We start from the raw sequence: 24,200 nt of genomic DNA on the forward strand, positions 1-24,200 counted from the left end.
GGTAACAATCAAGAACCGGGTTCCTCTGCCTCACGTAAGGCACTACATTATGCGATCAGCGTCACTACTCTAGCGATCAAGCGCCCCGTAGGAGCTGCCGAAGGCTGCGATCTTTTGATCTTTCGCTTTAGACTCAAGGGTCTGGGCAAAGATCGCAGCCTCGCGTTGCTCGACAGCTCCTACGGGAATGCAAGGCATCAACAAGGGATAATTGATGTTATTCAACCAAGCCTCACGCCTGGCCAAGGTCACCAGCCCCCTGGGACCTGAGGTGCTGTTACTCAAAGACATGGGCGGTGGCGAAGAGCTGGGGCGGCTGTTCAACTACGAGTTGCAGTTGCACTCGCTGGACAACGCCATCGACCTCAACCAGTTGCTCGGCAAGCCCATGTGCGTGAGCCTGCAGCTCGATGGCGGCGGCGAGCGCTACTTCCATGGCATCGTCGCCCGTTGCAGCCAGAACGTCGACCAGGGCCAGTTCGCCAGCTACCAGGCCACTTTGCGCCCGTGGTTGTGGCTGCTGAGCCGCACCTCCGATTGCCGGATTTTCCAGAACCTCACCATTCCGCAGATCATCAAGCAGGTGTTCCGCGACCTGGGTTTTTCCGATTTCGAAGACGCCCTGAGCCGGCCTTATCGCGAGTGGGAATACTGCGTGCAGTATCGCGAGACCAGTTTCGATTTCGTCAGCCGCTTGATGGAACAGGAAGGAATTTACTATTTCTTCCGCCATGAGCAGGGTCGCCATGTGCTGGTGCTGGCCGATGCCTATGGCGCCCACACCACGGCCCCCGGCTACGGCTCGGTGCCCTACTACCCGAAGAACGAGCAGCAGCGCGAGCGCGACCACATCCACGACTGGCACCTGGCCCAGGAAGTCCAGCCGGGTTCGCTTGAGCTCAACGACTACGATTTCCAGCGCCCTAGCGCGCGCATCGATGTACGTTCGGCCATGCCGCGTCCACACACGGCCGGCGACTATCCGCTGTATGACTACCCCGGCACTTACGTGCAGAGCCAGGACGGCGAACACTACGCCCGCACCCGCATCGAGGCCTTGCAGAGCCTGCATGAACAGGTGGAATTGGCGGGCAACGCCCGGGGCCTGGGGTCGGGGCATCTGTTCAGCCTCACCGGCTTCAGCCGCCAGGACCAGAACCGCGAATACCTGATCGTCGGCGCCCGCTACTACATTTCCCAGGAAAGCGGCGAAACCGGCGGTGGCGCGCCGACCGCGCAGTTCGAAAGCAGCCTGACCTGCATCGACGCCCAGCAGAGTTATCGTCCGCTGGCGACTACCCACCGCCCCATCGTCAAAGGCCCGCAAACCGCGTTGGTGGTCGGCCCCAAAGGTGAGGAAATCTGGACCGATCAATTCGGCCGGGTGAAGGTGCATTTCTACTGGGACCGGCACGACCAATCCAACGAAAACAGCTCGTGCTGGATTCGGGTGTCGCAATCCTGGGCCGGGAAAAACTGGGGTTCGATGCAGATCCCGCGCATCGGTCAAGAAGTGATCGTCAGTTTCCTTGAAGGGGATCCCGACAGGCCGATCATCACTGGCCGCGTCTACAACGCCGAACAGACCGTGCCCTACGACCTGCCAGATAACGCGACCCAGAGCGGCATGAAAAGCCGTTCGAGCAAGGGCGGCACGCCGGCGAACTTCAACGAAATCCGCATGGAAGACAAAAAAGGCGCCGAGCAGCTGTACATCCACGCCGAGCGCAACCAGGACATCGTGGTTGAAGTGGACGAGAGCCATTCGGTGGGTCACGACCGCAACAAGAGCATCGGCCACAACGAGACGGTGACCATCGGCAACAACCGCCTGCGCATCGTCAAGCAGGAGGACATCCTCTCCGTCGGCCAGCGCAAGACCGACAGCATCAGCCAGAGCTACGTGATTGAAGTGGGCGAAAACCTGCGTCTGGTGTGCGGCGAAAGCATCCTGGAGCTCAACGCCAGCGGCCAGATCAACCTGACCGGCGTACAGATCAGCTTCTACGCCAGCGGCGATGCCGAGTTCAACACCGGCGGCGTGCTGCACCTGAACAACGGTGGCGGCCCCGGAGCCACGCCGGACGGCCAGGGCGTCAAGGGCAGCATCGATGCCAACATCAGCGCCGCGTTCCCCAAGGGCTAACTTCGAGATTTATGCGCCATGACTTACCGCCTCAATGAATTCCAGCTCCAACTGCCGCCAAGCGAGTTGCTGGACGCGACGATCAACATCCTCAAGTTCCCTGAGTTGGGCACCTCCTTGATCGTCAGCCGCAGCCTGCTGGCTGACGGCGAAACCCTGCAAAGCAACCTCGACGACCAGCTCAAGCGCCTGGAAAAACAGGTCCAGCAACTGCGCTGCCAACCGGGCGCCACCGTGCGCGTGGGCGCCAACCAGGAAGTCGAAGCCATCGAATTGCGCAGCCAGTTCAACAAGGGCAACGAAAAAGTCTTCCAGTATCAGCTCGCACTGGTACTGCCCGGCACCCGCAAGATGCTTGCCCTGAGCTATGTGAAAGCCGAGAAACTGGGCGATGCCGAAGCGGCGCATTGGGCGACGATCAAGGGTTCGCTGCTGTTCGACACCCAACCCTGACCCTTGTGGGAGCGAGCTTGCTCGCGATAGCGGTGGCCCAGCCACTGATGAGTGTTGACTGAAAAGGCCTCATCGCGAGCAAGCTCGCTCCCACAGGGGGTTGGTGGTGACCGGGAAGTGGAAGGCATCACCGATCAAAATGTGGGAGCGAGCTTGCTCGCGATAGCGGAGGATCAGCCACTGATGAGGTTGACTGAAAGGACCCCATCGCGAGCAAGCTCGCTCCCACAGGGACAAACCGAAGCGGATCAAGCGCCAGAAATGGCATCAATGAGCATGCCCTAACCCACAAGGACAACAGGCGCAATGGAAGGCATCAAATTGCTTGAACACACTCTCATCAGCCACCTGAGCGACCTGCATGTCTGACGCGCTCTGGGCCGCCCGCCTGGGCGATGCACTCAACCACACCTCGATGATGGCCGACATCCTGGGCGGCGTATTGGAGGTGGCGGCCAACATCGCGATCACCGCGCTGGCGACCGCCGCCGTGGTCGCGGCCACGGGCATCACCGTGGTCACCGGCGGCCTGGGTTGCTTCGTCCTGGGCCTGGTGGTGGGCACCATCGTCGGCCTGGCCATGAGCAAGACCGGGGCCGACAAAGGCCTGAGCAATATATGCGAGGGCATCGGCAACGCCCTCTTTCCGCCCACGGTGCAGGCCAACATCCTCACCGGCTCCACCGACACCCTCACCAACAATATCCCCGCGGCCCGCGCCGCCGGAGCGATTGAATCCCATGTCGCCCCGGCCGGCACCGAGCTTGAAGCGCCGGAGCCTGAAGAAGACCCCAGCTACCTGGACATGGCCGGGAATTTCTTCTCGCAAATGTGGCGCCCCACCGTCGCAACGCCCGCCCCCGGCGCCGTGCCCAAGCCGGAAGACCTGGTCATCTGCATGAAGCATCCGCCGATGCCACCGCAGTTCATGGCCGAAGGTTCGGACAAGGTCACCATCAACGGCCAGCCCGCCGTGCGCAGCGGCGATCGCAGCACCTGTGATGCAACGGTGGTGTCGGCCGGGTTGATTTCGCCCAACGTGACCATTGGCGGCGGTTCGGTGGTGGTGCGCGAGATCCGCAGCGGCAAGACCCCGGGCGTAGGCCTGGCGGTCACCGCGCTGCTGATGCTCAAGGGCAGCAAGGGCAAATTCTTCAGCAAACTGCCGTGCATGCTGGTGGGCGGCGCGGTGTCCATGGCCGCCAGCAGCGCGGCGAACGCGGCCGCCAACGCCGCCCTGGGTTCGTCGAACCCGGTGCATGCCGCCACAGGCGCCAAAGTATTGGGCGGTGACGAGGAACTGGATTTCGTCTTGCCCGGCATCCTGCCGATTGACTGGCAACGCGTCTACAACAGCCGCGACGAACGCCGCGACAGCCTGTTCGGTGCCGGCTGGAGCGTGGCCTACGAAGTCCAAGTGCAAATCCAGCCCCACCCCGACGGCGGCGAAACCCTGGTCTACACCGACGAACAAGGCCGGCCCATCGACATGGGCTCCATCCCGTTGGGCGGCGCGGTGTTCAGTGCCGGCGAAGGCTTGGCCGTGCGCCGCCATGTGAACGGGCAATTGCTGATCGAAAGCGACGACGGCCTGTACCGTTTGTTCGAACCTTCGCCCGCCAACTCATCACACCTGCGCCTGAGCCAACTGGGTGACCGCAACGACAACCGCATCCACCTCGACTACGACGACGCCGGACGCCTGGTGCGGCTGCGCGACACCTTCGACCTGGTGCAGGTCGAGCTGATCCGCGCAGGCGAACGCGTCACCCACATCGAACGCCTCTACCCCGACCAAACGCGGGAGGTGCTGGTCAGCTACGCCTACGACGCGGCCAACACCCTCGCCGAAGTGCGCGACGCCACCGGCCAGGTGCAACGGCGCTTCAGCTACGACGCCGGGCAACGAATGGTCGAGCACCAGTTGCCCAGCGGCCTGCACTGCTTCTACGAATGGGCCCTGATCGACGACCAGGAATGGCGCGTGGTCCGCCACTGGACCGACGAAGGCGACGCCTACCAGTTCGACTATGACCTCAAGGCTGGCATCACCCGCATCAGCGACAGTTTGCAGCGCGTCAGCACCCGGCACTGGAACAGCCAGCACCAGATCACCCAGTTCACTGACAACCTCGGCCAGACGTGGCTGTTCGAATGGAACGATGAACGCCAGTTGCTCAGCGCCACCGATCCACAGGGCGGCCAGTACACATTCAGCTACGACGAAGCCGGCAACCTGCTCAGCGAAACCGACCCGTTGGGCCGCAGCGAATCCACCCTTTGGCTCGAACACTGGGCCCTGCCGCTGGTGGACACCGACGCCGCCGGCCACAGCTGGAAATACCGCTACGATCAACGCGGCAACTGCGCGGCGGAAACCGACCCGCTGGGCCACATCACCCGCTACCGCTACGACACCCATGGCCAAGTCGTGGAGATCATCGACGCCACCGGCAAAAGCAAGAAGCTGCGCTGGAACCCGTTTGGGCAACTGGTGGAACACGTTGATTGCTCGGGTTACCCGACGCGCTTCAGCTATGACCAGCGGGGCTACCTGCAAACCATCACCGACGCCCTCGGCGAGCGCACCCAATTCAGCTACGACGCCCAAGGGCGCCTGCTCAGCAGCCAATTGCCGGACGGCCGCACCGAACACTACCAGCGCGACACCGCCGGCCACCTCACCGGCTACACCGACCCGGCCGGGCACACCACGCGCTACCAACACAACCGCCGCGGCCAGGTCCGCCAACGCACCGACGCCCAGGGCCGGCAGGTGCAATTTGCCTACGACAGCTTCGGCCGGCTGCAAGCGCTGACCAACGAGAATGGTGAGAGCTACCGGTTTGCTTGGGATATCGGGGATCGGTTGATCGAGCAGCGCAACCTTGATGGCAGCGCCAAAGGCTATACATACGACGCCCTCAACAACGTAAACCGAGTCGAAACTATCGCAGCGCCGCGAGATGATCATCAGCCCGGTGAAAAGACCATTGTTCATCATCTGGAACGTGATGCCATTGGCCGGCTGACCACCCGAATCACACCTGATGGACAGTCCCGGTACAGCTATAGCCCGTTGAATCAGTTAATCGAAGCCATCGTCATCGATAACGACGGCAACGAACAACGACTGGGCTTTGCTTATGACGCGCTGGGTTATCTGATTGAGGAGCAGAGTTCAGCAGGCGTTCTGAAGCATCACTACGACGAACTCGGCAACCTGATCCAGACCCAACTGCCCGATGGCCGTTGGGTCAACCGCCTGTACTACGGCAGTGGTCATCTGCACCAAATCAACCTCGACGGCCACGTCATCAGCGACTTCGAACACGACCGGTTGCATCGAGAGGTGCTGCGCACCCAAGGTCAAATCAGCACACGCAGTGAGTATGACCGTAGCGGGCGCTTACGCAGCCGCCAACGCCGGCACACCCACCAGCCGGCGTTGATCCCTGGCGCAGATCAAACCCATTTTGAGTTTGATCCTGGCGACCACCTGGTGGGGCGCCTTGAACGGCCGCCACAGGGTCAACAACGCCAACTACTGCACTACGATGTGACAGGCCGGATCCTGGCAAGCCAGGGAACTCGACAAAGCCAAAATGAAACATTTTCCTTTGATGCAGCCGCCAATCTCCTCGACCCTTCACCCGGTACAAGTGGGGGGGTTACGCACAACCAGCTGAAGAGCTATCAGGATAAGCACTATCGCTACGATGGTTTTGGCCGAATGATTGAAAAGCGCAGCAGGCGGCACGGCCTGCAGCGTTTCAGTTATGACTCGGATCACCGGCTGGTTGAAGTTCGGACCCAGAAATCCGACGGTGAAAACGTCGTCAGGATGCGCTACGACCCGTTGGGCCGAAGAATCGAGAAAACCCAACACGACAACAACGGTCGGCTCATCGCCTGCACGCGTTTCGACTGGGATGGCCTGCAATTACTCAAGGAACATAAAAACAGCCTGACCAGCCTGTACCTCTACATCGGCGACAGTCACGAGCCTTTGGCCCGGGTCGACGGCATCGGTGCGCATCAACGCATCCGCTATTACCACAACGACCCCAATGGCCTGCCACAAGCCTTGACGGAAAGTGACGGCCATCCGCTATGGCACGCTCACTACCAGGTGTGGGGCAACACCGCTGATGAAGTCCGTGAGCCGTACTACATCGAAGAACAGAACCTGCGGTTTCAGGGGCAATACCTGGACCGGGAAACGGGCCTGCACTACAACACCTTCCGCTTCTATGATCCCGACATAGGCCGCTTCACCACGCCCGACCCGTTGGGCCTGGCCGCAAGCCTGAATCTTTATCGCTACGCACCGAATCCATTTACCTGGATCGACCCGCTGGGGCTCAAAGAGAATGAGGTTATTCGGTACATGGGCGAAAGCGAAACCGTCTCGTCCAAGGCCGCCAACGGAGGCAAAGGCGGCTTGGTTCCGAATATCAGGGGAGAAAAAGCAGTCTGGGTCAACCAGGACAGTAACCCTGGATTCAACCCAGGCAATGAAAAGTATCGAGTAGTGGCCACCGTCAATAACGAAGGGGTCAGCATCCTCAATAACCATAAGGACATCTCTACCGTTGACTATAAAGAGACGGGCCTGAAAGATGGCGTGCTGTCCAAGACGAATGAGCCCAAGGCCAGAGGCATCGGTTTCCGATTATTGGATAAATTCAATAAAACCATTACGTCATTTCGTGTCGAGAAGAAAGGCCCGAACGGAAAATGGAAGACCTGCGGATAAAGCCAGATGGACATATTCGATCTGCTCTCATACAAGCTTGAAAATTTCCTGAACGTCCGGCCGTATCCGAAGGCGTTGGGTGCTGTTTTTTACGAAGAAGACGAGCCTGCACTGCTGTCCGTCGTCGCGAGAAAACACAATGGCTCCCCCTTCAGTGTTAGCCGCTGGCATGATTTGTTTTCCGCCAGCGCTTTCGAAAAAGCCATGTTGAAAAACGGCTTCACGGAACCCGACTGCTACGCCCTGCTCCTGGTCTTGTCGCGCTTTGGCTACCTGCTTGAAATCGACAACCGGCAACGAACCAACAAGGATTACTTTATTTTCTTCTACCTGATCCAGCTGATCAGCTTGAAGAACAGCGCCCTGGATGCGGATGCGCGCCTTCGGAACTACATGCTCAGGTTCCTCCTCTTCGAATTGAGCATTGATGACGAGGCGTATCGTCGGTTCAGCATCGAGGGCAATCAGCTGATGATGGCGACCGATGGGCTGGGGCCGGTGGCTTTTCTGGATGTGATTGATCTGGTCTACAAAGCGATCAAGGCCGACAGCAGGAAAGAGCATGAACTGCTCAGTACGCTGAAAACGTTTCAAACAAGCACAGTCAGATTACTCACCGAGCCCGACGATACCCATTACCGCTTCGTGATCAATGATCGGCACAGCGAGCTTGTGTACCCCGACATTTTTTTGACCACCTATGCTCAGGACAGGCAAAAAATATTTGATGCTTTGATCGATGCGGTCAATCCGCTTCAGTCTACGGAGAACCTGTTCGTCTCCAACATGGTTGTGATGAATTACGCCTTTCACGTCCTGAAAGACAAGCCTCGCGAAATTCTAAAGCTGAAAAAATACGTCCGTGATGAAGCGCTGTTCGGCCAATTGCTGGAGGTGATCATCATGCGTCGGATGGCGGTCAACAAAGCGCTGTTCGAAAAAATCCCCACGGGTCACGATCTGTCTTTGATCGAGGATGGGCAAGCCTCGTTCTACAACATCTTGTACAGCCAGTAGAAACTTAACGATGCATTCGGATGTGCTTAAGAAAGCCCTGACGACTCAATCAATATTTGGGAACAAGCAGTTCGATCTGGCGCTTGCGAACAAATGACTAGGCGCGGGTTAAGCGCAAACCCCCGTGGCGAGGGAGCTTTCTGGCAAAAATCGAAACTCAAATGGCCTGAACCAGGTTATTCAATTACCTTGAAACTCTGGCATGAGCCCCGGAGCAGCATTGATGACTCAGATTGTTCATCACCGTGACCTACGTAATGGAACGCATCGCCAAGCGCTCAGTCGGGCTAACGAACTGCGGCCCTGGAGCGTGTCTCTCACACTCACTAACACTGCGAGGCTGCCTGAGCCATGGCTAAAACTGTTCGCTTGCCAAAGCCCGAGCGTGACTTGTTGCTACTGCATATCGAGCTGAAGTGGACGACTCCAACGATTTGGCGTCGGTTCGCAGTGCCTGAAAACATTACCTTGGGCAGGTTGCATCACGTGATCCAGATCGTGATGGGTTGGAGCGATTACCATCTGCATGAATTTGAAATTGCCGGTGAGAATTATGGCGTGCCCGATCCTGATGGCTGGGGGCCGCCGGTGAATCCGGAAGCTCGTAAAACACTGATCAAGGCACTGAACGGAAAACGGACATTCAATTATCTCTATGACTTCGGTGATAGCTGGCATCACCGCATCAAGGTCGAAAAAACATTACCCGCTATTGCCTATCCTCAAGTGCCGTACTGCATCGGGGGCGCCAATGCTTGCCCACCGGAAGACGTGGGTGGAGGACCGGGTTACGAAGTGTTTTTAGAGGCCATGGCCGACCCCGGACATCCCGAACACCACGCTATGGTGGAATGGTACGGGGAGACCTTCGACCCGACGATCTTTGATTGCGAACGCGTGAATCAGTGGTTTAAACAGATCAAGCTCTGAGTTGAAACGGGGGTGGTTCGGACACTTACCCTTCAGATGGGTATGTAACGTGCTGCCGCCATCGCGAGCAAGCTCGCTCACTCCCACAGGGGATTGGCGGTGGGCACCCATTTGTGGCGAGGGGATTTAGCGAAAGGTCGCACCGCCCCGCTGGGCTGCGCAGCAGCCCAAAAATGCCAGCGTATTCCTACAGAAAAACCGCTGCGCCACCGAGCAAGAGCAAGCTTCCTCGCCCCGAATCCTGGGCATTACGAAGGCTTGTTTATTCTCCCTCCGCAACGCTTCCACCAAGCTACGCATCCTTGCGCCATTGCCTACAACTACGCCAGAATCCGCCCGCTTGTGCGCCTTGCCCATGGGTTCTATCGTTTCCCTGCCACTGCCCATCAGTGGTCGGGTTTAGTAGCCCGGTAATGACAACGGTGCATGAGTCTCATCAGTCAGGCATAGCCTGCACTTGATGGCGGCTGTGCGCATGGCGCCTTCGGGCGCGCCGGGTTTCCGTTGTCCTTTACCGGTCTACTAACTTGCGCACAGCTGCCACCCCTTCGTTTAGTAGCGAGATGGTCGCGGCCTACTAACAAAGGACGTAAGAATGTTCAAGATAACTCCGAACCCTCCAGAAACTGACTCAACGTCTACCCATTCCGGTCGCAAAAACAAAAAGCACGACGAAACCACCAAACGCGTCTTGGATCACTACCTGTTACCCAAACCGGAAAAACCCGAAGATGCATCCAAACCGGGCCAGCTCTTCACCGTGGCAAAAAACGCCGACAACGAATGCCTGCTCGCCAACCTCAGCGAAAACCTCGCCTCAGCCGACGCGATGATCAGCAACCTGGCCTTCGACCTGGAAGGCCCCCGCCGCCACATTGCCCTCGGCATCCAGCAACTGATCGAGCTGAGTTCAATGCTGGCCAGCCGTGTGCTGGATAACGTCGATCCACGCTAGCGACCAAAGCAAAAAGGCATATCAGTTCAATCGATATGCCTTTTTTATTCTTGTGTCCAGGCATTCGCAGAAGCCCCACTTGATATGTGCGAAATCTAGGAATACCTATGTAGTGAATGGGCTCCTCAGCGCTATCGGCCAAAAGCAGCCATCCACGGCTACCAAATCACGGACAAGTCGAGTCAGCAAAAAATCTTCTATATTGACTATCTCGGAGGTCGACAAGGCTCGGCAGCCGGAAAGGAAGTTTCTCTAGTCGCTTGTTGAATCCAAAGGAAATGTGATGAGAGTAGCGATCTTGGATATCCGTAATTTCCGAGGAATCCGCGAAGGAAGTGTTCATTTCAAAGACCATCCAGTGCTGATCGGGGCCAATAATACTGGAAAAACAACGGTCATAGAGGCGTTGACACTTCTTCTTGGAAGGGAGCGCATGATCAGAGAGCTTACCGAACATGACTTTTACGGATCAGACCCCCAGCCCGCCGACCGAATAAAGCTGGTTGCAACAATCACAGATTTTCCTTCCGAAGACCCTTATCAAAATACCGATTGGTTTAGAGACGGTAGGGGCGTGCCTAAATGGCTCGACGATACCAACGGTACTATTAGCGCTACTCGAACAGAACAAGCCTCGAGGCTTTGCTGCCAAATTGGTGCTCAAGCTTATTTTGACCGCGATTCTCTATCGGTCGAGATGGTTCGTTACTTCCACGACCACGATAGCCCGATGGATCCCTTCGCAGAAGACACGCCTGTGGGCGTTCCTCCACGATTGATAAAAGAAATCGGGTTTTATCTCGTACGAGCGAGCCGAACCTGGGACAAAGTTTTTTCATGGGGGAGTGAGCTGTTCCGGCGCACGCTACAAGCAGCCGCTGCCCAACCGTCCGAGGCCATTTTAGCTGAGCGTGATCGGCTTAGGCGTCCGGAGGCCCCAATCGAGAACGATGATCGAATTTCACCATTGATCCAGAACGTCAACGCTGAGTTAGCAAGATGCATACCGAATGCACCCCATGTTCAACTGCGGGTGACGAGTACTGATAGCCGATCACTCCTTGACTCTGTCGCAGCACATTTTGCTGTCGTCGGAGGATTGGGCGTACCCGCCGCAAGACAAGGCAGCGGTTTGGTGTCTCTACAAGGTTTGTTACTACTTCTGGAACTAGGTCGAGGTCGTGCAGCAGAAGGTGAAGGATTTCTGATGGCCTTGGAGGAGCCTGAGCTTCATCTGCCCCCAGCAGGTCAGCAGCAGCTGGTACAACGAGTGCAAGCACTTTCGACCCAAACCTTCATTACTACGCATTCCCCATTGATCGCTGCGGTATCAGATCCAACCTCTGTATTGATTCTGCGAAATGTCGACGGTCATCTTTCGGCCCTTCCTTTTTTATCAGAGCCGTTGCTACCAAATGCTCAGAATTGGAAGAGAAAGTTTTTTCAGCAAAGTCGCGTGGATGTCCTGTCGGCTTTAATGCACCCTTGTGTATTGGTACCTGAAGGTCGTGCTGATTTCCTGTTACTGAAAACGGTGCTACGGCCTTTGATGTTGACCGAGGGTTGGTCCACGAGCATGCCATCTATGTTTGGACTGGAGGTCGGCGTCGTACCCACTGAGGATGCCAAAGTGGTCGAGACGTTCCAGTTACTGTCAGCCACTCATAACAAGGTCTGCTGCCTGCTGGACGGCGATAGAGACGGTAAACGCTATATCACAAGCCTTCTGGCAGTGCCCACTGCTCCCTCATCAGTAATACGGTGGGCTGACGACGAAATGATCGAAGACGCCATAGGCTGGATTTTGGCTGCGGATGAAGACGACGTTGTTGGAAGGCTTACAGAGTTGACGGAGGTTGCCCCCTCGACTGTGTCCGACATCGTCACTCACTTAAAAAATAAAAAGGTGGACGTGATCTGCTACGAATCAGTGGCAGACGCGATAGTTAACTCACCTCTCTGCCGTGCCAGAGCAGCAGAGCTGTTCAGCTGTTTGGCTATGGCATGCGCCGGAACTGCTAGTGCGCATTTCATCGCCGACCCAGAGGGTGTCTGGGTGTTCCAACCATGACAATTCAATCTTTTTCAGGCGCGGCAGGCTGTGGAAAAACTCATCAGTTGATGGCAAACCTAGCCGTGAGATTAGAAAGACATCCTCTACAGGCGTTTCAGAAAGTTTTGGCGTTAACTTTTATGCATGGGTCGCGCCGTCGCTTAGACGATCGGCTGGGCGGTGTTGCCCTTCTGCGCAGACAGTACGAGTGCACAACAATCGATGGATTCGCTTGGCGAATCGTCAGTAGATGGCAAGCACTCATCACCAAATTGGAAATGGGACATCCAAGAGTTAATGATTATGAAGCGGTGTGCCAAGTCGCGGCGGATCTTCTGTCTCACGATATGGTTGTCCGCTGGATAGCCGCGACGTATCCCATCGTGGTCGTGGATGAAGCTCAAGATCTCACGCCAAACCGACTGCGAATAGTGCAGTCAATGGCTACCCATGTTGACCTATTGATTGCTGCAGATGAGTTTCAATGTCTGATTGAAGAGCTCCGTCCTAACCCAGCCTGCGAATGGTTAACTGCTGTTGGCCAAGACGCACTTTTGCAGCAGCCTAGGCGTACCTCAGATCAAAACCTCCTTGCCGCCGCCGGCGCTATCCGATCGGCACAGGCTCCAGAGTCAAACGGACTCTTCAAGATTTACCCGACTCCCAAGACAGCCCTCGCCGCATCTTTTGTTTCAAATGGCATTGCTTGGAATAGAGGGGGAAATCGAGTCGCGATTATTACTCCAACAATGGGGCAATTCGCTCTCGATATCCTCACTTGGGTCACTACCAAGACGACAGGGAAAGGAAACGGCCCCTACAACATCATCCTGGAAGAATCGGAGACTACGCTCGCTGACGCATTCATTGACGGCCTGGCTTTGCCGGACCAAGCCACACTGGCAGAAGCATTCACGTTGATGGAAGGAAAACCTCCCGCGATTGCTCAAGACTTTGTACGTTGGCTAGAGAAGCAGCGTCGGGCTAAGGGAAAGACTCATGTCCATCGCGAGGAAATGGAGGACATGATAAGGCACTCGTTTTCAAACCAACGACGCTTAAACTCGCGGGACGGGCCTGGTATTCGAGCGCTAACCGTTCATGGAGCAAAAAACAGAGAATTTGATTTGGTCATTGTGCTTTGGCCCGCAGCAATTCGTGGAAATGACGAGCAAAAGAGGCGGCTACTTTACAATGCCGTCACCAGAGCAAAATACCAATGCATCGTACTGGTACAAGTGCCGAGAGCAATTACATCTCCTCCATTCGCCGCTCGAAGGGAGTTAGCTTAAACGAGGGCGGGGCCTCACCACTACGTGCCCTTTGGTGAGGTGGAGACAAAGCTATTAGCTGCTGCAATACCGGCAGCACTGGGACGACTTTTATGAGGTGAAACTTGAGGCATCTCAAGTTCGTCTGCCTTAGGCCAGTGAATTCCCAGGCCGCGAACTAGGTAGCGGTTCGTTCGGGAAAAATCAGACCCTTCCGAAAAATCACCCTGCCTGAACGAGATCATTCGTAGATCGTAAAGTCGGGTGATTGCGTCGGCAATGTGATGTCTTTTAACCCCGGTAACCAGCGCTAACCTGTCGTAGGAAAGCATAGCGATACCACCACGATTTGAATCTCTATACGCAAGCAGGGCGATGTAAATCTTCAATGCCGACAACGACGCTCTGCTGAAGTTGAACTCAGTGAGCATGAGAATCTTGGCGCCAAACGACCCATCGTAAAGCCAGCGTTTCGGGATCTTTGCCCAGCTTTTACTTTCAACCCAGCCGCAAATCAGGATGCTCGATCCCTTCCTGAGAGCCTGTGCTTTTCGCTGAATGAGCTCCTCCGTCTCCAGTCGTTTCAACGCTTTCGCAACAGTTGGGCGAGACAACCCTGTGAGCCGAATCAGCTCCTCATAAGTCACGCTCGCATTCCCAGTGGTGAAATCTGCTCGACAACACAGCGCCAAGTAAAGCTTGAGCGAAGAAATGCATACGTTTCTTGCTGACTTGTCTTCCTTCATCCACAGGGTCTTTAGCGAGTAGGACTCATCTGCAAAGTTGGCAAGTCCGCCTTCACGTATCCAGTCAATAGGCAGCTTGGCCCAATCCGAGACGGGGCGACGTACTTCAATTTTGCTCATTTCGACCTCCAGGCGTGCACTAGCAAACCAGCGCTCAGAAGCAAGATACAGCACAACGCCAGCGTCAACGGATCAGCCGAAAGCGCCTTATCAATTACAAACAGGACAGGATTCATTGCCTGGAACCTCAGAAAAATGGCTACAGGAGAAACGTTATCGCCAAGCGCGACTGCTATCTAGATATAGGCGTCCAGCACAAATTCTCTAACCATCTGATATAAAAAGATTTATCTATTATTTTATTAGTTAATCTGAGATCGCCTTAGGATGCTTAACTCTGTATGTTTTTTGATCAAAAAACTTTAAAAACCATACATTTCCCCGAAAGCAGACCTTGGCGAATATTCGCCGTTTTCTGCTTAGCGACGGAATATTATGGAGCGCGTATGACTTGAGGAGCGCCATAGCATTACTAGAACAGAGATGCTGCGGCGCAGACCGGAAGGCTACACCCTCCAGCTCTACACCTACGGCGCCCCCCGCGCCGCCGATGCCACCTTCACAAAAAACGCCGAAGCCCTGGTGCACTACCGAATGGTCAACCACAACGACCCGATACCCAGCGTGCCCGGCAGTTGGATGAATACCAAGAGTGGTGTTTATGGCACAGGGTTGGCCCTTACGTTCGCCAACGTACCGGTCGGTCTTTCCGTGTTCGTGGCGGGTATCACTAACTTGACGGGCGAGCCCTACGAACACCACGGCATCTTGCGGCACTTCCTGCCGGTGGAGTTCGATCGCAAGGAGCGCTCGTCGATCCTGTGGATGCCCCTTTGCGACACCATCACCCAACACGCCGCCTGCGAGGTGGCCCTCGAGCATAGATATGGCCTGCCGGACCGCCCGGCATTGCTGGCCCAACTCATCCAGACCGGTGATCACTTCATGGTCCCCAGCTACATTCCCGCATGCTGGGCGACTTTGCGGCGCTGGCAGGAAGCGCAGATCGACGGAAGCACGCTGGCGACAAAACGCGAATATGAATGGATCGACAATGCGCTGACACGGATTACCCAACAGTTGCGCGATGAAGAGCGCTACCTGGCGGGACGGGGCGCGCCCAATGGGCGTAGCGAAAGCTCCATCAACATTGCGCTCATCCGTGAGGTCGACAAGATGCACAACACACGCGCGCGCCTGGCTACGCTGCGCACCGCGTCGGTCAGTGAAAAAGACGTTTACGGAAGCTTGGCGGAACAACCCGAGCAACTGGCACACAACCTGGCCCGTTGGCAGGCACACCCGGAGAACAGGGTGGCTGAGCAACTGGCGATGGCGCCGGCCTTGGATGACGATAGTGAGTTGATCCGTGGTGCTCATGGGTATGCCATTGGTAAGCCATACACGCTGGATCTTGATTCCATCATCTGACCGGCATAGCCGCCAGGCTGTGCCTTCAGATCAGGTATGCACCGTGGTGCCGCCATCGCGAGCAGGCTCGCTCCCACAGGGGGTGGTGGTGGGCGCTCATTCCTGAGTTGCGCCTGTAGGAGCTGTCGAGCGAAGCGAGGCTGCGATCTTTCCCCAAGCACTTGAGTCTCAAGCGAAAGATCGCAGGCTTCGCCAGCTCCTACAGAGCCGACCGGGGCAGGCTCTGGCCATGAATTCCAGGACAATTCTGAGCCTTGTTTATTCTCCCTCCGCAAAGCTTCCACCCAGCTACACATCCTTGCGCCATTGCCTACAACTACGCCAGAATCCGCCCGCTTGTGCGCCTTGCCCATGGGTTCTATCGTTTCCCTGCCACTGCCCTTCAGTGGTCGGGTTTAGTAGCCCGGGGTTGTGTCAGTAGGATGCATGAGCTCTCCGTCCAAGCAGGTTCCTACCTGTCCTTGATGGTGGCTGTGCGCAGGGCGCTTCGGCGCGCCGGCAATGCTGATCTCCCCGGTCTACTAACCTGCGTACAGCCGCCACCCTTCTTTTAGTAGGGAAGAGGTTGCGGCTTAACCATGGAGTATCAGCACATGTTCAAGCCAACACCGAATCCCCCCGAAGCAGATCGCACCTCTGCGTCCACCAAATCCAAAACGAAGAAACAAGACGAAGCAGAAAGGCGCGCCTTGGATTATTACCTGCAACCCAAACCAGAAAAGTCCGAAGAAGCATCCAAACCAGACCAGCTCTTCACCGTGAAAAAAAACGCCGACAACGAATGCCTGCTCGCCAACCTCAGCGAAAACCTGGCATCCGCCGACGCGATGATCAGCAACCTCGCCTTCGACCTCGAAGGCCCCCGCCGCCACATCGCCCTCGGCATCCAGCAATTGATAGAACTGAGTTCAATGCTGGCCAGCCGTGTGTTGGATAACGTCGATCCACGCTAACCGCAGCACCACCCACCCCGTGGCGAGGGAGCTTGCTCCCGCTGGGTGGCGAAGCCGCCCCAAAACAGGCTGACGCATTTCTTCGGAGATACCACGTCGGCCGGTTTACGACGGCTGCGCCGCCGAGCGGGAGCAAGCTCCCTCGCCACGGGGACCGAGTGTATTTTGAGATCTGGTGTGTAACGTGCTGCCGCCATCGCGAGCAAGCTCGCTCCCACAAGGGCTTCCATGCCCCACCTCCGCGCACACCCGCGCCAACAAGGGGCGATTTACGGTCAAAGTTATTGGCCATTTCGATCCCCTTTTGGCCTCTCCTGCCGTTCTCTGAAACGCCGCGCGCCGCAAGACTGTGTTCACACCGATCAGCCTTGCGGAGAACAAAAATGCTGACGATCTATTCGGACGATCACCACCTGCACCACGGGCGCTGCGAGTTGATGGACGGGCAGTTGATGCCCTGTTTCGAGATGCCGTCCCGGGCTGATCATGTGTTGGAGCGGGTCAAGGCGCAGGGGCTGGGGCCGGTGGAGGCGCCGCAGGATTTTGGCTTGGGGCCGATCCAGCGTATCCACAGCGCGGCGTACCTGGAATTTTTCAAAGGCGCCTGGGACCGTTGGGCCAAGTACAACCGCGACGGCGATTTGCTGCCCTTCACCTGGCCGGCGCGGACCTTTCGCACGGTCATCCCCACCAGCCTGCACGGCCAACTGGGTTATTACAGTTTCGACGCGGGTGCGCCGATTACCGCCGGCACTTGGCAGGCGGCCTACAGCGCCGCGCAAGTGGCCCTCACCGCCCAGGCGGATATCCAGCGCGGTGCGCGCAGTGCCTTTGCGTTGTGCCGCCCACCGGGGCACCACGCCGCTGGCGATTTGATGGGCGGTTATTGCTACCTCAACAACGCTGCCATCGCCGCCCAGGCCTTTCTCGACCAAGGCCATAAGAAGGTCGCGATCCTCGATGTGGATTACCACCACGGCAACGGCACCCAATCGATTTTCTATGAGCGCAGCGACGTGTTGTTCGCGTCGATCCACGGCCATCCGGAGGCGGAGTTTCCGTTCTTCCTGGGTTATGCCGACGAGCGTGGCGAGGGCGACGGCGAGGGCTTCAACTTCAACTACCCTTTGCCGGCCGGCTCAGGCTGGGACACCTGGAGCGCGGCGCTGGAGCAGGCCTGCGGGCAAATCCGCGGTTACGACGCCGATGTCATTGTCGTGTCCCTGGGCGTGGACACGTTCAAGGACGACCCGATCTCGCAATTCAAGCTCGACAGCCCGGATTACCTGGCGATGGGCAAGCGCATCGCGGCGCTCGGCAAGCCAACCCTGTTCGTGATGGAAGGCGGCTACGCGGTGGCAGAAATCGGCATCAATGCCGTGAACGTTCTTGAAGGTTTCCAAAGCGCCCCATGAGGAATAACAGCATGAACAGACTCAAGCGTTTAATGGCTCCAGCCGTGTGCGCCGCGCTGCTTTGCGGCGCTGTCCAGGCCGAGGAGCGCACCTTGCGCGTCTACAACTGGTTCGACTACATCACGCCCAAGGCCCTGGAGGATTTCAAGGCGCAGAACAGCCAGGTCAAGCTGGTCTACGACATCTTCGACACCAACGAGGCCCTGGAGGCCAAGCTGCTGACGGGCAACTCCGGCTATGACGTGGTGGTGCCGTCCAACGTGTTCCTGGCCAAGCAGATCGAAGCCGGGGTGTTCCAGCCCCTGGACCGCAGCAAGCTGCCGAACTGGAACCACCTCGACCCCAAGCTGATGAAGCTGATCGAAGCCAACGACCCGGGCAACAAGTTCGCCGTGCCGTACATGTACGGCACCATCCTGATCGGCTTCAACCCGGACAAGGTCAAGGCCGCCCTGGGCGACAACGCACCCGTGGACAGCTGGGACCTGATCTTCAAGGAAGAGAACATCAGCAAGCTCAAGCAGTGCGGCGTGGCGCTGCTCGATTCGCCGTCGGAGATCCTGCCCCTGGCCTTGCAGCACCTGGGCCTGGACCCCAACAGCAAGAAGCCGGAGGACTATGCCAAGGCTGAAGCGCTGATGATGAAGGTGCGCCCGTACATCACCTATTTCCACTCGTCCAAGTACATGGCCGACATCGCCAACGGTGAGATCTGCGTGGCGGTGGGTTACTCCGGCAGCTTCTCCCAGGCCGCCAACCGGGCCAAGGAAGCCAAGAACGGCGTGACCGTGGACATGCGCCTGCCCAAGGAAGGCGCGCCGATCTGGTTCGACATGCTCGCCATCCCCAAAGGCGCGAAAAACCCGGACGACGCCTACACCTTCATCAACTACTTGCTGCAACCGCAGGTGATCGCGCCGGTCAGCGATTTTGTCGGCTACCCGAACCCGAACAAGGACGCCACCGAGATGGTCGACCCGGCGATCCGCGGCAATCCCAACCTGTACCCGACCGCTGCGGCCATGACCACGCTCTACACTTTGCAACCGTTGCCCAGGGATGCCGAGCGCGCGCGGACGCGGGCCTGGACGCGGATCAAATCTGGGCAGTGAGGTTGACTGCTTTGTGAGCGCTTCGCGCTCAAGCGCGAGCAAGCTCCCTCGCCACGGGTTTTGCATGCACCAAGTGCGCTATACATAGTTACCACCTTCCCTGTCTTGTGCCGCCCTAGCATGGATTCCCCCAGCGTTTCGCTCCGGGACTCCACGTCGCACAAGTCAGGGAGACTCCGATGACACCAAGCTCTACAAGCACACGCCTCACCCCCGCAACCGACCCCAAGGATGCCGTGCTCAACCGGTTGCTCGCCGGCCCCACCTACCCCGAGGTGGCCGCCATCCTCCTGCGGGACGGCCTCAAGAAGCTCTACCCCACGCTCAACCTCGACCCCCACACCACCGTGGTCGGCGAGCCGCACTGGGGCATCGTCGACGACGAAATCGTCGAGCGCCCGACGCGTTATGAAACCCTCAGTGACATGCTCGCCGGGCTGTTGAACGACAGTAGCCCGATGCTGCTGATCGAAGGGTTGCACTTTTTGACCCAGCTCCCCCTCACCACGCCTGATGTGCACTTGCCGGTGCGCATCGACCAGATCGGGCGGCTGATCAACGAGCTGCAACCGGCCATGCTGACGGCCTGCCAGGAGCAGCAATTGGCCTATTGGAATGCCTCCATCGGCGACGCCGGCCCGCGCTGGCATGAACTCTCCAGTGCGCTGCGCTCGGCCTGGGACGTCACACGGGTCAAGGGTTGGAGCGAGGCTGAATGCGCCATGGCCAGGCATCTGTTCCGTTATCCCGACCGGCAAGGCCGCCAGGACAATAACCTCTATGACGCCCACGCCTATCTGATCGACATCGACGGCATCGAGGGCGATCAAGTGCAACGCATGAGTGACAACACCATCGTGGTGCTGATCGGCAAGATCGACAACCAGGAGGTCGTCCTCAAGTACTCGGTCTTCAACGGCTATGAACGGTTCGATTCCCAACTGGCACTCGGGCAATCGCTCCGCGCCCATTTGGGCCCGGACAGCTACCGGAAAATCCAATGGCGGCTGTATGAGCCCGACGGCAATATCTTCGATTACAAGGCCTGCGGGATGATTGCCGAGCAGGTCAAGATCATCGGCATCTCCAACGCCCCGGACATGTTGACGTTCCATGAAAACAGCCAGGCCTCAAGCCAGGATACGACTGACGACCTGATGGAGGGCTGGTTTCAAAAACAGATGCCCTACTGGTTGCAGGCGGCGTCGCCGTCCGATCAGGTGCTGTTTGCCCAGCACATGAAGAACCTGTCGATCTTGAGCCACACCCACGCTGGCAAAACCTATCTGGACGATATTCCCGCCATCAAGGCCTTTGCATTGAACGCGCTGAAAACCCAGATGACCGCCGACCATGCCGAGGCCGCGAAGCTCGATCTGGAAGCCATCGAGATCGAGGTGCGCAGCCCGGTCATCTGGGGGAGCTTCGTGGTGCCCGGCAGGGTCGACACGGCCCGGTTCAGCCTGGTGGAGCTGGCCTTGCAAAACCTGATCGCGCTGCCCCTGGGCAACAAAACCGTCAGGTCGCTGGACGACAGTGAGCTGCCCGAATGGATGACCATCGACTATCTCGAAAACCTCATCACCCAAATCGATATCGGTCGCGTTTATCCTGAACGGGTCAAGAGCAAGTTGCTCGACGATCCAACGGAGTCGGCCCGCCGCGAAAAACTCTACACCGACCAGTTACGTATTCAGTTGCCGATGCTGGCCCTGGAAAGCAAGATCCGTGGCCAGGGTGACCTGGACGAAAAGGGCTACCGGTACGTCGTCGCCCTGATGGAGCCTGAAGAAGCCGATCGCAAGGTGGACGGCAACCTCATCGTCCTGCGCCAACTGGCCTTCGTCCCTGAACTGCAACTGGGCAGCTCGGAGGACGTGGTCACCAATATGTTCGTCATCGGCCCGCAGGATTCGAACGCTGGGCCCTGCCTGTTGTATCGACCGATGCTCGAACCACCGTTGTGCCAATACCCGTCGTTCAGCAACCTGCTGTATGCGATCAGGCAAACGCCTGCCTTGCGCCAATCGGTGCTGGCCTGGTTGCCCGATGGGGTGCGTGACGATTACGGCCGATACGTGTTCCCGGACCTGCTGCCCTCTCCTTGGAGCATCGTGGCATTCGTCGCCGCGCCGTTGACGTCCCTGGCCAATAGCGGCCCCATCGGCTTGACCGACAAGACCCTGGGTGCGGATTTCCTGCCGCGATTGTTCAAAGCCAACGCCGATGCCTTGGTCGAATTGGCCGACCGCGAATCGATCTCCAACCACGAGAGTCGCTGGCAAACGTTTAAGCGTGCCGGCTGGCTGATCCTGAACCTGGCCTTGCCTTACCTGGGAACGGCTGTCGGCACCGCAACGTGGCTCTGGCAAATTCTCGACGATATGGAACAGCTGACACAGAACCGCGAAGGGGCCGACAGCCAGGCCAAGTGGGAGACCCTCACCGACCTGTTGTTGAACATCGCCTTGGCGATCATTACCCACACCATCGACCGCGCCAGGGCCGCCCGGCGTCCGCGCCGGCCAGAGGCACCGGAAGTGGTGCGCGAACTGGAAAATCTGCCCAAGCCAAAACCTGAGCTCGTGATAGAGCAACGGGCGCCGCTTGCCAGCACGGCGTTGCCGACCGAGCACTACGAGACCATTCGTTCCAGCGGCGCCTTGATGGGCCAGTCGAGGGAGAGCGCCAAGCTGCTCGACAGCTTCAGCCTCGACGCGCCGCAAGACCCAGGCCAACGCCAGACCGAGGGCGCGCTCAAAGGGCTCTATGAGCAGGCCGGCGACTGGTACGCCAACCTGGCCGGCAAATGGTTCAAGGTGCTGGTGGAAGGCGAACAGGTGTCGATCATCGATGAGAAAGACCCTGCGCGAACAGGCCCTCCCCTGATGGGCGATGCACAGGGCAAGTGGCACGTGGATACGCGTCTGCGCCTGCGCGGCAGCGGGTCGCAAGGGGTCAGGCAGAAAGTCATCGCCCAGGCGACACGCCGCCGAGTCGAACTGTTGCTCGAACTGAACCAGTTCGAAGCCAAGAAGCCGCAGCACCAGAAGCTGTTGACCATGCAGGCCCAGGAAATGAACGAGGCGACGGGCGCCGCCAAGGAGACCAAGCGCGACACCTACGTCAGTACCTTGAAAGCGCAGCGGGAAAACTACGAACAAGCCTTGAAGACCCTCTTGGAATGGCCGGTGTTCCAGTCACGGCCCGACTACCCTCGCACCCGGCTTGGCTACTTGAACGCGCAGGTCAATTTCACCTTCGTGGAGATGGAGGCGCTGAACGAACGTTTCACCCCGGTCATGAGCAAGGCCAAGGCCATGATCACCTCCGGGGTCAAGGTGCTGGAGCAAGCGCATATAGACACCGCCGAAAACATGGTTCGCGTCGGTGACGACGTGATCGAGCGCCTGGACTACATGCAGACCCGCTTCACCGAACTGAAGGAGGTGGGCCACGAAGGCTTCGAGTTTGTCCGGCAACACCGCCGGAAGATGCCGCTGTACACGAGTGACGACCTGCAACTGATCAAGATCGACATGTTTCGCCACCTCTGCCTGTCCCTTGAAAGCGTCGAGTCGATGCCCGAAGGCTGGGAGGCCATCAACCTGATCGTCGATAACGCCACGGTGGCGTACCAAAGCCTGCGCGACGCGATCGATGAGCGCAGTGTGATCCGCCTGGACGAGCAGATCGACGCCTTCGGCAGCCTGATCGAACAGTTCACGGCCATCGATGAACATCTCCAGTACCTGGCCAATGAATACAAGACCAGCATCCACCCGATACAACTCACTCGATTGCGGACCGGGATCGGCCTCGCCAAGAAACGCACGTTGAGTCATTTGGCGGCGGCCCTCGATGAACGAAGCAACCGGCGCGTCGAAAGCAGGTCTTACGAGCTGCGCCCCAGACCCCGGAAAAAATTCATCCGGGCGCGCTTCTGGGGGCTCGTCAGTGGTGAACCGCGCTTATCGAAAAACCTGGAGGAAACCGATTGGGTCGACGTGAAGAACCCGTTTTCGGGAGAGATCATCGTCACATTCCACCGCAAGGAAACCGGCGAATGGATTCCTCACGTCAAGCCCGACGCCCCGCCGGTCGCCGTCCCGGCATTGGCCACCAGCATCAATAAGGGCACCGACCTGATCAACGGCCTGGCGGCGTTCAAGGCACAGATCGAGGATACCGTAGAGCAGACGCACCAAACGCCCGCCGGCATCGGGATGATCCTCAACGCCCATGCCGGCAGGATGGAAAAAGTCAGCGCGGCCATAAAAAAAGCCCTCGACCAGGCACAAGGCGTCGAGTCAAACGAGACCGCGGAGCTTCCCGCCGTACAACGACGCTCGGCCGAGGCCTTGCGCCAGCAATTGGAGAAGGAGGCGAGCAGCCTGTATGTGCTGGGGTTTGAAACCGTATTGAACGTCATCAAGCGCCGCCCACCGACCATGAGTGGTGTCATCTGGCTGAAAAGCCGCAATCAGATCTCCATCACCAAACAAAAGGCCCGGCAACGCATCAAGACCCCACCCTATGGCTACCTCGACCGGTATGAGATCAAGGACCTGAAAACCAATAAGACGCTGTGGTTCGCCGATTTCCGTTACTCGACCAACTGGGTGCCCGCCTACGCATTTCTTTCCGGGCGCTTGAAAACCCTTGAGCAAATCGACCAGAAGACCTCCTCGCTCGTCCCCACCAAGGCGTTCAACCAGCGGCAATTGATCGACCACTACCGCAGCGAAATTGCCACGGACCAAGCCAGGGAGGTGTTCTTCCAAAAAAAATACGGGTGACCAGGACGCCGTACGGCTGCGTATACATAGTTACCACCTTCGCTGTCATGCCCCTGCCTAGCATGGAACCCCCGAAGCACTCGGTTTCGGGGACTCCACG

General features: G+C 57.9%; 14 protein-coding genes. 13 read left to right on the plus strand and 1 reads right to left on the minus strand.

Annotated elements, in window-relative coordinates; all coding sequences use genetic code 11:
- Window positions 1–214 precede the first annotated feature (214 nt).
- The 8 genes from tssI (at window position 215) to LOY50_RS28465 (ending at window position 13,605) form a co-directional block, all read left to right on the plus strand.
- A complete protein-coding gene (gene tssI, locus LOY50_RS28430) occupies window positions 215–2,146 on the plus strand; it encodes a type VI secretion system tip protein TssI/VgrG (RefSeq protein ID WP_258690006.1) in 1,932 nt (643 codons plus the stop codon).
- Window positions 2,147–2,164: 18 nt separating this feature from the next.
- The gene (locus LOY50_RS28435) at window positions 2,165–2,599 is read left to right on the plus strand and encodes a DUF1795 domain-containing protein (RefSeq protein ID WP_258690008.1); all 435 of its coding nucleotides are present in this window, start codon (window positions 2,165–2,167) and stop codon (window positions 2,597–2,599) included.
- A gap of 361 nt (window positions 2,600–2,960) precedes the next feature.
- The gene (locus tag LOY50_RS28440) at window positions 2,961–7,358 is read left to right on the plus strand and encodes an RHS repeat-associated core domain-containing protein (RefSeq protein ID WP_258690011.1); all 4,398 of its coding nucleotides are present in this window, start codon (window positions 2,961–2,963) and stop codon (window positions 7,356–7,358) included.
- Between the two features lie 6 nt (window positions 7,359–7,364).
- On the plus strand, window positions 7,365–8,375 hold the full coding sequence (locus LOY50_RS28445) for a hypothetical protein (RefSeq protein ID WP_258690013.1): 1,011 nt from the start codon (window positions 7,365–7,367) through the stop codon (window positions 8,373–8,375).
- Window positions 8,376–8,726: 351 nt separating this feature from the next.
- Complete coding sequence (locus tag LOY50_RS28450) at window positions 8,727–9,305, plus strand: plasmid pRiA4b ORF-3 family protein (RefSeq protein WP_258690015.1); 579 nt, start codon at window positions 8,727–8,729, stop codon at window positions 9,303–9,305.
- A gap of 595 nt (window positions 9,306–9,900) precedes the next feature.
- On the plus strand, window positions 9,901–10,260 hold the full coding sequence (locus tag LOY50_RS28455) for a DUF6124 family protein (protein ID WP_258690017.1): 360 nt from the start codon (window positions 9,901–9,903) through the stop codon (window positions 10,258–10,260).
- A gap of 283 nt (window positions 10,261–10,543) precedes the next feature.
- Window positions 10,544–12,331, plus strand: coding sequence for an ATP-dependent endonuclease (locus LOY50_RS28460; protein ID WP_258690019.1), 1,788 nt, complete (start codon window positions 10,544–10,546; stop codon window positions 12,329–12,331).
- The gene (locus LOY50_RS28465; RefSeq protein ID WP_258690028.1) at window positions 12,328–13,605 is read left to right on the plus strand and encodes an ATP-binding domain-containing protein; all 1,278 of its coding nucleotides are present in this window, start codon (window positions 12,328–12,330) and stop codon (window positions 13,603–13,605) included. The genes LOY50_RS28460 and LOY50_RS28465 overlap by 4 nt, the downstream gene beginning before the upstream one ends.
- 20 nt (window positions 13,606–13,625) lie before the next feature.
- Here LOY50_RS28465 and LOY50_RS28470 read toward each other — a convergent pair whose 3' ends face one another.
- A complete protein-coding gene (locus LOY50_RS28470; protein WP_258690037.1) occupies window positions 13,626–14,450 on the minus strand; it encodes a winged helix-turn-helix transcriptional regulator in 825 nt (274 codons plus the stop codon).
- A gap of 423 nt (window positions 14,451–14,873) precedes the next feature.
- On the opposite strand from LOY50_RS28470, the gene LOY50_RS28475 reads away from it, so the two are divergent.
- From LOY50_RS28475 to LOY50_RS28495, 5 genes are all read left to right on the plus strand, one after another.
- Window positions 14,874–15,821 carry a lipase family protein gene (locus LOY50_RS28475; RefSeq protein WP_258690038.1) on the plus strand — a complete coding sequence of 316 codons (948 nt, stop codon included), beginning with the start codon at window positions 14,874–14,876 and terminating at the stop codon, window positions 15,819–15,821.
- 593 nt (window positions 15,822–16,414) lie between these two features.
- Complete coding sequence (locus LOY50_RS28480) at window positions 16,415–16,774, plus strand: DUF6124 family protein (protein WP_258690040.1); 360 nt, start codon at window positions 16,415–16,417, stop codon at window positions 16,772–16,774.
- Window positions 16,775–17,157: 383 nt separating this feature from the next.
- Window positions 17,158–18,189, plus strand: a complete 1,032-nt coding sequence (locus tag LOY50_RS28485) for a histone deacetylase family protein (RefSeq protein WP_258690042.1) — start codon at window positions 17,158–17,160, stop codon at window positions 18,187–18,189.
- A gap of 11 nt (window positions 18,190–18,200) precedes the next feature.
- Window positions 18,201–19,301, plus strand: a complete 1,101-nt coding sequence (locus LOY50_RS28490) for a polyamine ABC transporter substrate-binding protein (protein ID WP_258690044.1) — start codon at window positions 18,201–18,203, stop codon at window positions 19,299–19,301.
- A gap of 179 nt (window positions 19,302–19,480) precedes the next feature.
- Window positions 19,481–24,100, plus strand: coding sequence for a dermonecrotic toxin domain-containing protein (locus LOY50_RS28495; RefSeq protein ID WP_258690050.1), 4,620 nt, complete (start codon window positions 19,481–19,483; stop codon window positions 24,098–24,100).
- Window positions 24,101–24,200: the final 100 nt, after the last annotated feature.

The organism is Pseudomonas sp. B21-010, from assembly GCF_024749325.1.
GTDB lineage: Bacteria > Pseudomonadota > Gammaproteobacteria > Pseudomonadales > Pseudomonadaceae > Aquipseudomonas > Aquipseudomonas kilonensis.

Bases quoted from the DNA above. Each gene is read 5' to 3' on its own strand.
- tssI (WP_258690006.1), top strand. From the start codon at position 215: ATGTTATTCAACCAAGCCTCACGCCTGGCCAAGGTCACCAGCCCCCTG.
- LOY50_RS28435 (WP_258690008.1), top strand. From the start codon at position 2,165: ATGACTTACCGCCTCAATGAATTCCAGCTCCAACTGCCGCCAAGCGAG.
- LOY50_RS28440 (WP_258690011.1), top strand. From the start codon at position 2,961: ATGTCTGACGCGCTCTGGGCCGCCCGCCTGGGCGATGCACTCAACCAC.
- LOY50_RS28445 (WP_258690013.1), top strand. From the start codon at position 7,365: ATGGACATATTCGATCTGCTCTCATACAAGCTTGAAAATTTCCTGAAC.
- LOY50_RS28450 (WP_258690015.1), top strand. From the start codon at position 8,727: ATGGCTAAAACTGTTCGCTTGCCAAAGCCCGAGCGTGACTTGTTGCTA.
- LOY50_RS28455 (WP_258690017.1), top strand. From the start codon at position 9,901: ATGTTCAAGATAACTCCGAACCCTCCAGAAACTGACTCAACGTCTACC.
- LOY50_RS28460 (WP_258690019.1), top strand. From the start codon at position 10,544: ATGAGAGTAGCGATCTTGGATATCCGTAATTTCCGAGGAATCCGCGAA.
- LOY50_RS28465 (WP_258690028.1), top strand. From the start codon at position 12,328: ATGACAATTCAATCTTTTTCAGGCGCGGCAGGCTGTGGAAAAACTCAT.
- LOY50_RS28470 (WP_258690037.1), bottom strand. From the start codon at position 14,450: ATGAGCAAAATTGAAGTACGTCGCCCCGTCTCGGATTGGGCCAAGCTG.
- LOY50_RS28475 (WP_258690038.1), top strand. From the start codon at position 14,874: ATGCTGCGGCGCAGACCGGAAGGCTACACCCTCCAGCTCTACACCTAC.
- LOY50_RS28480 (WP_258690040.1), top strand. From the start codon at position 16,415: ATGTTCAAGCCAACACCGAATCCCCCCGAAGCAGATCGCACCTCTGCG.
- LOY50_RS28485 (WP_258690042.1), top strand. From the start codon at position 17,158: ATGCTGACGATCTATTCGGACGATCACCACCTGCACCACGGGCGCTGC.
- LOY50_RS28490 (WP_258690044.1), top strand. From the start codon at position 18,201: ATGAACAGACTCAAGCGTTTAATGGCTCCAGCCGTGTGCGCCGCGCTG.
- LOY50_RS28495 (WP_258690050.1), top strand. From the start codon at position 19,481: ATGACACCAAGCTCTACAAGCACACGCCTCACCCCCGCAACCGACCCC.